Raw genomic sequence first — 13,576 nt, 5'->3', positions numbered from 1 at the left:
CGCACCGGCCTTGGATCGCATAAGAAACATTATGTCAACTCGCGCCCCCGGTCGGTTCTCCGGGCCCCACGGCTGGCGCGAGCGCAGCCGGGCGAACCCCGGCCGCGCCGTCGCGCGCCTCTGCAACCGCGCCCCTTCGCCCGGGCGCCCGCCGGCCAACGACGGCCCCGAGCGAACCGTCCGCCCGGCCGGGCTCAGCTCTCGCTGCGCTCGTCGCCCCCGTCGCCCTCGTCCAGCGCTTCAGGGCGTTGCGGCGGGATGGCCGCCCACAGGATGACCTCGCCGGCTCGGGCCGGCGGGCTCCCGGAGGCCTCCTGCTCGCTCCACCACGCGCGGACCTTCGCGGGCGCGCCCTCGCCGAGCGGCTCGAAACCCTTCTTCTCGTAGAAAGCCCGGGCCCAGCTCGCCTTCTCCCTGAAGCGCACCACGACCTGCTCCATGCCGAGCTCGCGCGCTCTATCCTGAAGGTCCGCGATCAGCCGCGTCCCGACGCCGCATCGCTGGTGGTCCGGGTGCACCGAGAGCTCCTCCAGCACCGCGACCCCAGGCGCCTCGTCACGCCACGCCAGGTAGCCGGCTACCTCGTCGTCCGCCTCTGCCACGCGCACGTCGTGCCGCCGCGTCAGCGCGGCGAGATCGGCGAGCGTCCGCGCCTCGATCTCCGCCGCCCCAGGGCCAGCCTCGCGGTGCGTCGCCGTACAGGCCTGCTCCAGCGCCACGAGCGCCGGCAGCTGGGCCTCCTGCAGTCCTGTCACGCGGATCCGCTTCGGGGCTGTCCGTTCGTCATCCATCCCCCGAGGCTACCGCCGATGCGCGGGATGCCCCACTTCTTGCCGAACGTGTCCCCGCGGCAGCTCAGCTGCGCAGCTGGAGCAGCCGCGCGATCGTCTCGCCGTCCCCGGGGCTCAGCGGGACGAGGATCCCGAGCGCTGCGCCCCGTGGCGGAGCGTTCCTTCCGTCCATCGGGACGAGCCGGAGCTCCCCGGCGCTCGAGATGCCGATCACCGCGATCCGCAGCGCCGGCAGCGGCTCGATCTGCGACGCGGGCAGCCGCGGCGGCGGCGCCTGCCATTCCGCTTCGTACGGCGGATCGTTCCACGACGAGCCCTCCGACGAGCCCCCACGATCGTCCGTGGGGGCTCCCTGCGACCAGGACGCCGCCTCCTCCGCGCTCTGGCCCTGCATCGCGTCCGAGGGATCCCCCGCCAAGGTCGGGTCTCCCTGCCGATCCGCAGAGGCGATGCCGGCGTCGGCTTCCGCTTCATCCGGCTCGGCCTCGGTCCAGTCGGCGCGGTCGTCGGACGCGTGGCCCGCCTCCGGTGCGGCGGCGGGCGGCTTGCCGTCGCCCGCCAGCTGCTCCAGGGCGAGCATCGGCGTCTCTTCGTCCAGGTCCTCGATCCGGAGCTCCATCAGCACCCGCTGCTCCTGCGGGGTCAGGGGGCGGCGCGCGGTGCCCTCATCGTCCGTGCTCGGCCAGAGGCCTGGGCGCCGCTCGGTCGCCTCCTGCGAAGAGCCCGCGCCGAGCGGGACCGCCGGCCGCCGCGCCAACGCCGCCGCCATGGCCGTCGGCGTCGGCACCGTCGCGCGCTGATCGGCCGGAGGATCCGCGTCGGCCGGCTGCTGCTCCCCGCTGGAGCTCTCGCGCGCGGCGTCCGACGCACCCCACCCCGGCTCCTGGCCAGCGAGCGCACCCGCGGCCGGGAGCCTGACCGCTGGGACCTCCTCGGTCACCGCGGTGGTCGACGACACCCTCCCGTGGGGCGACGCCGCGAAGCTGGTGATCGCACGCGCGTTCGCCGGGACGGCGCGGCCAGGCGATCCGGCCGTCCCCGGAGGGGCGCCGGTCTTCGTCGCCGCGGCAGGGCGCGCCGGGAGCCCTGGTGCGTGGCTCGGTGTGCGCGCCGCGGGCGACAGCTGGGTCGGGGTCACCTCGCGCAGGGCCGCTGCGCTCACCGGCGCAGGGGCGCGCCCCGGCACCACCGACGCCGGCCGGCCCAGCCCCGCCGCGGGCCTGGGCACGGCGCTGTCGCGGAAGGTCGCCACCGCGGACGGGATCGGCCCTGTCGGCGCATCGCCCGCAGGCGCGCGGACCGAAGGCGCTCGCATCGCGGCGGGCGGCGCGCTCGTGCCCGCGCCGCCGCGCTCGGCTCGTCCTGCCTCCACGCCCGGCGGATACGACGGTCGCGCCAGTGCCCCCGGCGCGCTCGGCCTGGGCGGCGGCGCGCTCGCCGCTGCCAGAGGAGCGCCGGACGCCTGGGGAGGCGCGCTCGCGGCCGCATTCGGCGGCGCGCTCGCGGTCGTGGGCTGCGAGGCCGTGGCCGTATCCGCCTCGAGCGTCGCGATCTTCTGCGCCACCTCCGCGGCGGCCTTGAAGAGCTCGAGGGCGCGCAGGTCGGCGTTGGCATCCGAGGCCTGCTCCGCGGCGCGGCGCAGCCATTTCAGGGCCTCATCGCGCTCCCCGCGCCCCCACAGCGCGGTCGCGGTCGACAGCGCCCAGTGCACGTCTTCGTTGTCTTCGTCGTGCGGCGGCGGGATCGGGCGCAAATTGGCTTCCATGAGGCCTCGTCGAGCAGGTCGCTCACCGTGTATCACGACTCCAGCGCCCGCGTCTTCAACGCGAGCTGGCGCACTTTTCGCACCTTTACGCGCACTTTTACACGCGTCTTTACACGCAACGAATCATTCCCGTTCGCCGCACGCGGTTCCCGTCGGTTCGCGTCGGTTCGCGTCGGTTCGCGTCGGTTCGCGTCGGTTCCGATCTCCTCGCGCGCCACATCGATCGCCCCGGCCGCGCTCGCCGCGTCCTCTCTTCGGGCCGCGCTCGCCTACCCTCTCCGCTGCGATGCGTCCCTCCGAGGCGCCTTCGCCCCCGAGCTTGAGGTCCGTATCCGCTTCGTGGCACCCTGGCTTTGCGGGACCTCCTTCGTGACGTGCAGGCGCGATGGCGCTGCGTCGCTCCGGCAGACGTCGAGGCTACGGGCCTCCACGAACGTAACGGTGGCACTCGAGCCCTACCCCTCCAAACTCCGCCTCCCCATCTAGTAGGACCACCGCGTGCAGATCCTGTCGGACCTCAAGCCTGGAGACACGCTGGGCCGCTACGAGCTCCTCATGCCGGTCGCCCGTGGAGGGATGGCGGCGGTCTGGGCGGCGCGCCTCGTGGGATCCCGCGGCTTCCAGAAGATCGTCGCCATCAAGACGATGCTGCCGGAGTTCGGCGACGACCCGGCCTTCGAGGCGATGTTCCTCGACGAGGCGCGCCTCGCGTCCCGCATCCGGCACCCCCACGCGGTCGAGATCGTCGAGCTCGGCGACGAGAACGGCGTGCTCTACATCGTGATGGAGTGGGTCGACGGCGACACGATCGCCTCGCTGAACAAGCAGGTGAAAACGACCGGCGGCGTCCCGCTGCCGATCCTCCTGCGCATCGCCTCGAGCATCTGCGCCGGCCTGCACGCCGCGCACGAGCTGCGCGACGACGAGGGCAGGCTCGTCGACCTCGTGCACCGCGACATCTCCCCGCAGAACGTGATGGTGTCGTTCGACGGCATCGTGAAGATCGTCGACTTCGGCGTCGCCAAGGCCACGGGCCGCCTGCACGAGACGCACGTCGCCGGCCAGCTCAAGGGCAAGATCCCGTACCTCTCGCCGGAGCAGCTCACGTCGGGCAAGGTCGATCGGCGCGCCGACATCTTCTCGCTCGGGGTCCTCCTCTACACGACCCTCAGCGGCTACCACCCGTTCCGCGGCAAGACGGACGCGAAGACGATGGAGAACATCATCCGCTTCGCCCCCGTCCCCATCCGCGAGCTCGTGCCGGACGTCCCCTTCGATCTCGCGCTGGCGATCGAGCGCGCGCTGGCCAAGGATCCGGCGGACCGCTGGAGCGACTGCGCGTCGTTCCAGCGAACGATCGACCAGATCGCGATCTCTCTCGGCACCCCGGTCACGGAGGGCGACGTCGGCCGCTTCGTCCGCGAGACGCTCGGCGACGCCGTCGCCGAGCGCCGGAAGAAGCTCGCGACGGCGATCCAGCTCGCGGACAGCCGCTTGTCGGCGCGGGGGGAGCTCCGCGCCACGTCCGGGCGGCGAGGCGAGCCGCGCAGCAGCAAGCGGCCGCCCGCCGGGAACACGCCACTCCCGGCCACGTTCGCCGGCATCCTCCCCGTCTCTCTCGACGAGCCGCAGCCCAAGTCGTCCTTCCCGCCGCCGCCCTCCAGCCGCAAGCTGCCGGTCAAGTCCGCGCCTCCGGCCCTGATGACGCCGGCGCCCCGCCGGCGGCGGCGGTGGCCCCGCCGCATCTTCCTCGCCTTGGTCGTGGTCCTGCTGCTCGTCTCGGGGGCGGCGCTCGCCGCCCGCGCCGGCATCCTGCCCGTGCCCGGCGAGGTCCACGACGCCGTTCGCGACGTGCGCGCGCTCCTTCGCGGCGTGCGCGAGCTGCTCCGCGGCGTCCTCGAGCGGCTGAGCGCGCTCCTCGCGGACTAGCTCCGCGCGGCCGTCACTTGATGCCGGCGGACGGCTCCGGCAGGCAGACGCCGAGCGCGCAGAGCAGCAGGTTGACGTCGCCTGCGGCGCAGTACACCTGCCGCGCGCAGTAGTCGTCGTAACCGCAGAGCTGATGGCAGGACGCCTCGTTCCCGAGCGCCCCGGTGAACGTCATGCAGGACCAGCCGCTCGACAGCCAGAGCCCCTCGGGCCGCTTCGTGTCGAAGAGGCACGCGTCGGCGCGCGTCTCCGGGTCGAACACCTCCGCGGTGCAGGCGTCGCCTCCGGACAGCTTGCCCCGCGCGGCGGACATCGTGTTGAGCAGGTAGGTCACGTCGCACGCCTGATCCGAGGCCGAGTCCCGCGCGATCCGGGCGCGCAGCTCGTCCTTCCTCGCCGCGTACGATCGGACCGCGCGGATCGCGCCCGTCACCTGGTTGTTCCCGCCGTCGGGCTTCGTCCCCTCGGCGAGCGCCGCCAGCACCTTCTCGACCAGCTGCTCCGTCTCCGGATCGGCGCCCGCCGAGCCGTCCTTCGCGTAGCCGAGCCGGATGGTCGAGGGCGGCGTGCGCGACGTGCACGGCTTCGCGTGCGCCCAGAGCTCCTCGCTCACGATGGGCGGCCGCTTCGTGAGCGGCTGCTTGCAGACGCCCACCGATCCGGGCGGCAGCGAGCCGGAGGCCCGCGGCGTCGGCTGCCCAGGGCCTTCGTTGACGTACTCGGTCGACGCGCAACCCGCGGCGCCCGCGGTGACGGACAGCGCGAGCAGCCAGCCCACCGAGAGAGCTGCGACGCAGCGATGCGGAGCGTTTCCCACGGCCGCACGGTAGCAGAGCCGGAGCGCGAGCAGAAATTCTCGCACGGAGGCGCGCCTCGGCCGGCGGCCGCCTCTCGATGCACCCCGCCGCCCCGCCGCTCCGCCGCCGCTGGCCCGCCGAGCGCCTCCGCCGGAGCCGCGCGCGGCCGGGAGGAGCCCTCCTCCCGGCGCGCGGCCTCCCCACGGCGGCCTCCGCCGCCGAGCAGCTCTTACAGGCCCAGGCTCGACTGCTCGATCAGGTCGTCGACCACGGCGTGGAAGCTCTTCGTCCGGGCGTAGACCGTGAGCTGGCGATCCGCGCTCGTCCCTTCGTGGAGGATCCTCCGGACCCGCTCGATCTCGCCCTGCGATCCGAAGATCTCCGCCGACTCCTGCACGAACTCGAGGAGCTCGCCGACGAGGTGGCGGACGGGGACCTGCTCCTGCTTCCCGAAGTCGATGAGCTGCCCGTCGAGGCCGTAGCGCACGGCGCGCCACTTGTTCTCCTCGATGAGCTCCTGCCGGTACTCGCGGAACCCGAGGTTGCGCCGGTAGAGGAGGTAGAGCTTGCCCATGACGGCCTGGACGAGCGCGGCCAGCGCCACGGTGTCGTCGAGCCGCGTGGTCATGTCGCAGATCCTCACCTCGACCGTGTCGAAGAACGGGTGCGGGCGGACGTCCCACCAGATCTTCTTCGCGTTGTCGATGCAGCCCGTCTTCACGAGCAGATCGACGAAGCGCTGGAAGTGGCCGTACGACTCGAAGCGCCCCGGGATCCCGGTGCGCGGGAAGCGCTTGAAGATCTCGCTGCGCGTGCTCTTCAGCCCCGAGGGGCGGCCGAGCCAGAACGGCGAGCTCGTGGAGAGCGCGAGGATGTGCGGCAGGAAGTAGCGGACCTGGTTCGCGAGGGCCATCGCCACCTCGCGGTCCTTGACGCCGACGTGGACGTGCAGCCCGAAGATGAGGTTGGCGCGGGCGACGTCCTGCAGGTCCTCCACGATGCACCGGTAGCGCTCGCCGTCGGTGATGTCCTGCTTCTTCCAGTCGCTGAACGGGTGCGTCCCGGCCGCGACGATCCGCATCCCCCCTCGCCGCGCGAGCGCGTTCAGGCTGCCGCGCAGCTCGACGAGCTCTCCCCTCGCCTGCCGGATGTCCCGGCAGACGCCGGTGCCCGTCTCCACGACCGACTGGTGCATCTCCGGGCGGGCCCGGCCGCGCAAGAGCTCGTGGCCCGGCCCCCCCTCGAGCAGCTGGCTCACGTACGACCGCAGCTCGCGCGTCTCCGCGTCGACGATCTGGAACTCCTCCTCGATGCCCAGCGTGAACTGGCCGTCGAGGAGCCCCTCGACGTCGGTCATGACGAGGCCCCGAGCCGCACCTTGCCCACGGAGGGCCGGACGAGCCTCGACCACGCGTAGCCGTCCCGCGTCCGCCGGTCGCCCCGCGAGCACTCCACGGCGAACGCGACCATCCAGTCGACGGCGATGTTGAAGTACCGCTCCCGCAGGTGCTCGATGTGCATGTCCGGCGCCGGGTTCGTGAAATCGATCGCGTACGGGACGCCGTCGCGGATCGCGAACTCGATCGAGTTCATGTCGTAGCCGAGCGCCTTGTTGATCTTGATCGCGTCCTCGATGACGCGGTCGTGCAGCGCCTTCGGGAGCCACCGCTCGCTGTCGTGCTGCACGTAGCAGCCGCGGAGCCCCGTGGGGCCGATCGCCCTGGGGTCGTACTGGATCGGGAGGATGCGATCCTTCCCGACGCAGATGCAGCGGACGTAGTCGTCGAAGTCGATGAACTCCTGCAGGGTCATGACGTTCTGCCCCGAGGCGTTGTAGGCGGCGAGCAGCTCCTCGTGGCTGCGCACCACCGACACGTCCTTCCACCCGCCGCCGTCCGCGGGCTTGAGGATGGCCGGGAAGCGCACGTAGTCGATGATCGCCTCCCAGTTGAGCGGATACTCGAGGTTGCGGAGGCTGCGCTCCTTGACGATCGCCGGGATGTAGTCGCGCTGGGGCAGCATGACGGTGCGCGGCGTCGCGATGCCGATCTGAGACGCCAGCGAGTAGCCGAAGAACTTGTCGTCGGCGCTCCACCAGAACGGGTCGTTGATCACGAACGCCCCGCCGAGCGCGGCGGCCTTCAGGTAGAAGCGGTAGTGCTTCACCTCCTGGCTGATCCGGTCGATGAGCACCCGGTACGGGCTCTCGAACCGCTCGGGCGTCCCGCCGAGCTTCGCGATCTCCGCCCGGACGCCCGGAATCTTGTTGCACCTCTCGAGGAAGGCCTGAGGGAACGACTGTTCCCAGCCGACGAGGATGCCGATCTTCTCCGCCATACGTTGCTTGCTCCTCCACTACGCGACCACGCGGCTGGCGCCGCTGACGCACAGCGTAGCGCGGACACATGGGAATTTTACGCTGTAAGTGTGTCGATGAGTCAGGTTGTCACACGGTCCAACAGCTCTGTTCGCACGTCCGCCCGGCGCGTGCGTGATGGCGCTTGCCATCGCAGCAAACGAGCGACGCGAACGCGAACGAACGCGGACGTGGATCGCGAGGGCGGCGGGGGGACCGGCGCGGGCGCGTGTGGCGGCGCGCGGCGCGCGGCGAACGCCACGGAGATCCAGGGGCAGGCGCGGGCTCGATCAGCCAGGGACGGAGGCCACGAGAAATAAATCTTGACGGACTCCGTTCGGCGAGTACAGTCGCGCACCTCTCCGACGGGGCGGGTAGCTCAGCGGCAGAGCGTCGGCCTTACAAGCCGATGGTCGCAGGTTCGACCCCTGTCCCGCCCACTTCCTGGGTTTAGGGGCCTGGGTGATCTGTAGTGATGTCAGTCTGGGGTGGTAGTTAAGTTGGTTATAACGCCGGCCTGTCACGCCGGAGGCCGCGGGTTCGAGTCCCGTCCACCCCGCCAGCTTTCTTCCCTGTCATCTGAGTCGATGCTCGCCTGAGCCTCCCTCGGTTGGCTTGCACCGCTCGGTGCAGGCCAGGCGAGGAGGTCTGGCTCATGGCGAGCTTGCTCATGGGAAGCAAAGCCGAGCTGGCTCGGCGCTCGCTGAGCGGTCGTATCCCTGACGTCTGGGGTGGTAGTTAAGTTGGTTATAACGCCGGCCTGTCACGCCGGAGGCCGCGGGTTCGAGTCCCGTCCACCCCGCCAACGCTTCTTGAATCGCCGCCGCGCCGCCGCCCGCCGTCCCTCTTCTGACAGGCCGGGCGCTCTGGGCGTGGCGCGCGTGGCGCGCACGGCATCGCGCCTCAGTCGGCGCGCTGCGAGAGCGTGAGCAGCGCCTTGACCTTCGCGTACGAGATGTAGGGGTTGTCCTCGGCGCCCCCGAGATCGTCGGCGTCCTCGCCCGTGCCCTGGGCCCGGACCGGGATCCAGAGATAATCCGGGTGGAGCTCCTTGCCGTTGACCCCGTTCACGATCGAGGGGTTCTTGATCCACTCGCCGCCCAGGATGGTGAGGTTCTGGTCGAGCTCGAGCACGTAGTGCAGCTCCGACACGGAGAGCGGGACGGTGCGCTGCTCGGGCGGCGTGAGCAGCGTCTCGCCGGTGACCGAATCGGAGATCATCCAGAAGCGCGCGGCGACGCGGACGAAGCGCGTCGCGGCCGGGTTGAACCTGTAATTGTAGCAGTCGGCGCCCGCATACGCGCCGCCGCACAGGAGCCGCGCGGCCTGCCTGACGTCCACCTCCTCGATGACGTCGATCGAGAACTGCTTGACGGGGAAGCTCCAGACCTCGACGTCCCACGTGTGGTCGACGACGAACATGAGCTTCTGTCGCTCGGTCGAGTCGCCGTGGAGCGGCTTTGCTCCGACCCCGAGCAGCCCGGTCATGGCCACGTGCATCGTGGCCGGGTTCAGGTCGCGGCAGGCGGGGTCGACGGGCCTGCCGTAGACGTCGCGCATCGTCCGATCCGCCCGCGTCTCGCAGCGGCGCCCCGAGAAGGTCACCGAGTCGCTGAAGTACAGCTCGCTCATCAGCGCCTCGATGTCCGCCATGCGGAACAGGACGCAGCCGGTCTCCGCCGCGGCGCACTCGGTCACCGTCGTGCCGGAGAGCTTCACCCGGACATCGCGGCGCGGCCCGGCCCCCTCGGCGGCGACGTAGGCCGACCACCCGTTGCAATGCCCCCACCAGTACTCCGGATAAACACCCTGGTAGAGCCCGTGATGCTGTAGCTCCCAGCGCGTGGCCGGGCCGGCCACGACGACCGTCGGCTGGATATAGGGAGGATTGCGCAGGTAGGGAGGCCTCCTGAGGTCGTCCATGCTCCACGAGGCGATGGCCCCGAGCCTCTCCATCTGCCCCGAGTGGAACAGGACATCGTATTTCTCGACGGGAGAGATGTTGTCCGGGTCGGAGATCCGGTCGGAGTAGTTCTTGTTGGTCGAGTTCCAGCGATCGGCGATGCCGTTCTGCCGCTGCGGCCACCAGTTCGAGGCGAACGCGGTCGACTGCGCCTCGCCTTCCCGGAGCGTCGAGTTGAGCTGGAGCAGGGAGCCCCGGAGCTCGGGGTGCAGGTGCGAGGGCAGGTTGGCGCCGTCGAGCGCCTCGCGGCCGCCGGCTCGAGGGATGAGGAGCTGGTGCGCGCCGCCGAGGATCTGGCCGGTCTCGGGCGAGAAGCCGAGCACATACGGCAGCTCTCCGCCTTCCATGAAGCGGAAGGTCGAGACGTTCAGGCTGCTCGCCGCGGCGGCGACGCTCTCTCCCGGCGCCGGGTCGAGCTCCGCGCAGCCCTGGACCAGCAGCACCGAGCTCACGACGCTCGCCCTCATCCACGTCTTCATCGCCGACCCCCCCGGAGACCGACGCCCGCCGATCTCTCGCGCGTGCTCTGCAGAGGGCGCGCCACCGAGCCCGGCGGTAAAGAGCGCAGCCATTGCACGGCGCGGCGGCCGGACGATTCACCGTGCGCCGATGCGCCAGAGCACGACCTTCACGGTGTCGATGAGGATGGAGATATCGAACCAGAGCGAGAAGCTCTTCATATAATAGAGATCATACTGGAGCTTCTCCAGCGCGTCCTCGGCGGACGCGCCGTAACGGCAGCGCACCTGCGCGTGCCCCGTCACTCCCGGCTTCACGAAGAGCCGCTGCCGGAAGAAGGGGATTTGCTTCTCCAGCGCGGCGATGAACTCGGGGCGCTCGGGCCGCGGCCCCACCATGCTCATCTCGCCGACGAGCACATTCCAGAGCTGCGGCAGCTCGTCGAGCCGCATCTTCCGGATGAAGCGCCCGACGCGGGTCACGCGCGGATCGTTCTCGGTCGCCCACGCCGCCCCGTCCTTCTCGGCGTCGGTCCTCATCGAGCGGAACTTGTGGATCCTGAACGGCTTCCCGAGAGCGCCTGTCCGGATCTGCGAATAGAGCGCCGGCCCCCTTGAGTCGAGCTTCACGAGGGCGGCCGTGAGCGCCATCAGCGGGAGCGCGAGGACGAGCCCGGCGGTCGCGCACGCGACGTCGAAGATCCGCTTCGCGATCAGCGTCCGCCGCCGCACGCTGAACCCGTGAGAGAAGATGATCTGGCTCGGCTTCAGCTCGCGCACGCAGATCTTGCCCGTCACCCGCTCGTAGAAATCCATGCCCTCCTCGATCTGGACGCCGCGGAGCTTCAGATCGAGCAGCTCTTCCAGCGGGAAGGCGGCGCGGCGATCGGACGTCGCCACGATCACCGCCGCGACGCCGCGCTGCTCGACGAGGCGGCGGAGGTCACGGTACCTGCCCGCGATCTCGGCCTCGTCGATCGGCTCCTCGTCTCGGACGAGCCGACCGGCGAGGCGCAGCCCGAGGACCTGTCCATCCTTCCGGAGGAGGGCCGCGCACGAGCGGGCCAGCTCGCCTGAGCCCAGCACGACCGCGCGCTTGGAGAAGCTCTCGCTCCTCATCACCCGATCACACGCCGCGCGCCACGCGGGGAGCACGAGCGCCGCCGCCCCGAGCGACGTCAGGAGCACCCGGTCGCTGATCTCCGCGTCCGGCACGAGCCAGAACGCGAGCCACAGCACAGCCGCCGCCAGGCCGAGCGCCCGGAACGTCGTGAGGACCAGCGCCCGTGCCCTGGGAGGCTCGGGCCCGTAGAGGCCGTGATAGTAGAGCGACGCCAGCGCCACCAACGAGATGCTCGCTGTCCGTCCGAAGCGCTCCCCATCGAGCATGTGCTCCCAGCCCACGAGCACGCCCGGCGCGCAGCACACCAGGAGCGAGAGCAGGCTGGCCTCGACAAACCACACCATCGCCCGGCGCGGCGACCGGAACAGCTCCAGCATCGTCCCTCCACTCGTCGGCCCCGGGCGGTCGCACATCACGGCGCGTCGCCTCTGACGGGGCACCTACGGTTGTAGTTGAACCTACACTAGAGCAGACCGGGGCAGACTGCCAGATGCCTCCGACGAATCTCATTTCATGACGGCGGACTGAGCCGCCGCGCGCGAGGCCGGACCCGGCGAAATTGGCGCTTTTGCGGCCGGGTTGCGGCGATGACGTGCGACCTGTCGTGGGGAGTCGCGGCGCGAGAACGCCGTCGACGGATTGCCTACGTCGAGTCCTTAGCGTCACGTGGACCGAGGCGGAGCCGTCGCGCGGGTGGGCGCGCCGCCCGCCGCGGGGGAGCGACTGGCGTGTCGAGGGGGCTTATCGCGCGTCGCGCGTCGCGCGCGGGCCGGCTTGCGCGGCGCGCGCGGGTGGGGCCTCGCCGGAGGTGTCGCCGCCGTCGTCGGGCTCGCGGCCTGGCTCGGGCGCCTGCCAGCGGCCGGAGGGCATCCCCTGGATCATCGCGCCGCGGCGCTCGTCGTCCCATGCGCCGTCGGGATCGCGGCGGAGCGTCCGGTGTCGATCCGTCGATAACGTCCCCGAGATCCCGGCGCTGACGATGCTCCTCAGCGAGCCGCCGGCCTCGCCTGCGCCCGGCGCTGGATCGAGCGCGGCGCGCACGTACTCCAGATCGACGCCGCCGCTCAGCGCGAGCCCGCGAAAGAGGGGATAGGAGATCTCCGCGCCCGCGAGCGCGGTGGTCGTGGACACCGACCCTTCCCTGGAGGGCGCCGCCGCGCCGGGGGTGAGGTGGAGCGGCGGATTGGCGGCGACGGGGGCGCTGCCGGTCGAGAAGCGGGCGACCCCGGTCACGATGAGGTCTCGGGTCGCGCCGCCCCGGGCGGGCCGAAAGCTCGCTTCGAGGGACGCCTCGTGCTCGTGTCCGAATCCGATCCTCGGCCCGAGCGACGTGTAGGCATAGGCGTAACCCGCTGTCAGCCGATAGCGCTCCTCCACGTAGGTGAGCCCGAGCCGCGCCGCCGGCGAGATCACCGCGTCGCGCGACGACAGCACCGGAGGCGGGCTCGCGACGGTCACGCCGCCGGCGACGCGCGTCGAGAGGTTCCGCGTGAGCTCGTGAGACTCGGAGAGGAGCGCGGCGCCGGCGTGGACGCGGGCCGCGCCGCGCGTGAGATCGGTGTCGAGCAGCGCGTGATGGTACTGGGTGACCTCGTACCGGAGCTCGGGTGTCAGCGTGTCCAGCGCGCCGAGGTCGAACGAGGTGCTCACCTCGGCGCGCCCCGTGTGCGCGTCGATCCCGACAGCGGCAGGGTCGTCGGCCGAGAGCGCGCCCGCCTGCTCGTAGCCGACGCCGACGCGCACCGAGGAGCGCCGCGACGCCGCGATGGAGAGGGCCGGCGCGGCGGAGAGCGTGTATTGCAGGCGATCGCCGGACAGGAACGGATCGCGCGCGGCGAGCGCGTCGTCGGCGCGCACGCCGAGGCGGGTCGCGAGGTAGCCGGCCGCGGCCATGGAGAGATCCGCGAGCGGCGAGAGCGCCCAGCCCGCTCCCCCGCCGAGCCGCGCCGAGGCGCTGTCGGAGGGCGTGAGTCGAGCCGGGTCGAACGAGACCTGAAATACCCGCTCGTAGCTTCCATCGACGCTCACTCCATAACGAGAGACCTCGCCCCGGAGAGAGCCCTCGAGCGAGCCAACGACGCCAGCCATCAGCGCTCCCGAGCCCACGTCCCCGACGTTCGACGCCACGCTCTGCTCCAGCGCCGCCCGCGCCGTCACGTCGGAGTCCCACATCGGCAAGACGAACGAGAACACGCGCCCCCTCGCTGTCGAGCGGCAAGCCCCGCGGCACGGAGCGACCCGAATCGGCCGCCCTCCCCTCCCCGGCAGCACGCCCGGCGCCCGGAGCGTCCCACGTTCGATGATGTTTGCAACATTACAAATCTGGCCTCGGCGTGCGCGTGCGCATGCCACAGCGTGCAGCGCGCCGGGCTGCGCGGCGCCGCCGGGGACGCT

9 protein-coding genes and 3 tRNA genes are annotated in these 13,576 nt (G+C 71.4%); 4 read left to right on the top strand and 8 right to left on the bottom strand.

What is annotated here, in order from left to right; genetic code table 11:
• Positions 1 to 194 precede the first annotated feature (194 nt).
• Both WMF22_RS20005 and WMF22_RS20000 read right to left on the bottom strand, forming a co-directional pair.
• On the bottom strand, positions 195 to 791 hold the full coding sequence (locus WMF22_RS20005) for a GNAT family N-acetyltransferase (protein WP_438036730.1): 597 nt from the start codon (positions 789 to 791) through the stop codon (positions 195 to 197).
• A gap of 64 nt (positions 792 to 855) precedes the next feature.
• Positions 856 to 2,556: a hypothetical protein gene (locus WMF22_RS20000; RefSeq protein WP_438036729.1), complete on the bottom strand. Its 1,701-nt coding sequence runs from the start codon at positions 2,554 to 2,556 to the stop codon at positions 856 to 858.
• Between the two features lie 498 nt (positions 2,557 to 3,054).
• On the opposite strand from WMF22_RS20000, the gene WMF22_RS19995 reads away from it, so the two are divergent.
• Positions 3,055 to 4,485, top strand: coding sequence for a serine/threonine protein kinase (locus WMF22_RS19995; protein WP_437300642.1), 1,431 nt, complete (start codon positions 3,055 to 3,057; stop codon positions 4,483 to 4,485).
• Between the two features lie 13 nt (positions 4,486 to 4,498).
• Here the strand turns inward: WMF22_RS19995 and WMF22_RS19990 are convergent, their stop codons facing one another.
• The 3 genes from WMF22_RS19990 to WMF22_RS19980 form a co-directional block, all read right to left on the bottom strand.
• Positions 4,499 to 5,347 (bottom strand): hypothetical protein, encoded by an 849-nt coding sequence (locus WMF22_RS19990; protein ID WP_012236218.1) that lies wholly within the window; start codon positions 5,345 to 5,347, stop codon positions 4,499 to 4,501.
• Between the two features lie 164 nt (positions 5,348 to 5,511).
• Positions 5,512 to 6,639 (bottom strand): carboxylate-amine ligase, encoded by a 1,128-nt coding sequence (locus WMF22_RS19985; RefSeq protein WP_438036728.1) that lies wholly within the window; start codon positions 6,637 to 6,639, stop codon positions 5,512 to 5,514.
• Positions 6,636 to 7,619: an ATP-grasp domain-containing protein gene (locus WMF22_RS19980; protein ID WP_437300640.1), complete on the bottom strand. Its 984-nt coding sequence runs from the start codon at positions 7,617 to 7,619 to the stop codon at positions 6,636 to 6,638. The genes WMF22_RS19985 and WMF22_RS19980 overlap by 4 nt, the downstream gene beginning before the upstream one ends.
• Before the next feature lie 387 nt (positions 7,620 to 8,006).
• Between WMF22_RS19980 and WMF22_RS19975 the strand changes: the two genes are divergently transcribed.
• The 3 genes from WMF22_RS19975 to WMF22_RS19965 all read left to right on the top strand — a co-directional run bounded on the left by WMF22_RS19975 (position 8,007) and on the right by WMF22_RS19965 (position 8,443).
• Positions 8,007 to 8,078, top strand: a tRNA-Val gene (locus tag WMF22_RS19975).
• A 45-nt stretch (positions 8,079 to 8,123) separates the two neighbouring features.
• Positions 8,124 to 8,200: transfer RNA gene (locus WMF22_RS19970), tRNA-Asp, on the top strand.
• 166 nt (positions 8,201 to 8,366) lie between these two features.
• Positions 8,367 to 8,443, top strand: a tRNA-Asp gene (locus WMF22_RS19965).
• Positions 8,444 to 8,541: 98 nt separating this feature from the next.
• On the opposite strand, the gene WMF22_RS19960 is transcribed toward WMF22_RS19965, so the two are convergent.
• From WMF22_RS19960 to WMF22_RS19950, 3 genes are all read right to left on the bottom strand, one after another.
• Positions 8,542 to 10,068, bottom strand: coding sequence for a hypothetical protein (locus tag WMF22_RS19960; protein ID WP_438036727.1), 1,527 nt, complete (start codon positions 10,066 to 10,068; stop codon positions 8,542 to 8,544).
• A gap of 129 nt (positions 10,069 to 10,197) precedes the next feature.
• Positions 10,198 to 11,559 carry a sugar transferase gene (locus tag WMF22_RS19955; RefSeq protein ID WP_438036726.1) on the bottom strand — a complete coding sequence of 454 codons (1,362 nt, stop codon included), beginning with the start codon at positions 11,557 to 11,559 and terminating at the stop codon, positions 10,198 to 10,200.
• Between the two features lie 364 nt (positions 11,560 to 11,923).
• Positions 11,924 to 13,375: a hypothetical protein gene (locus WMF22_RS19950; RefSeq protein WP_437300637.1), complete on the bottom strand. Its 1,452-nt coding sequence runs from the start codon at positions 13,373 to 13,375 to the stop codon at positions 11,924 to 11,926.
• Between the last annotated feature and the right edge of the window lie 201 nt (positions 13,376 to 13,576).

Source organism: Sorangium sp. So ce204 (assembly GCF_051526795.1).
In the GTDB taxonomy this organism is placed as follows: domain Bacteria; phylum Myxococcota_A; class Polyangia; order Polyangiales; family Polyangiaceae; genus Sorangium; species Sorangium cellulosum_B.
This window is presented reverse-complemented; position numbering and strand designations above follow the sequence as displayed.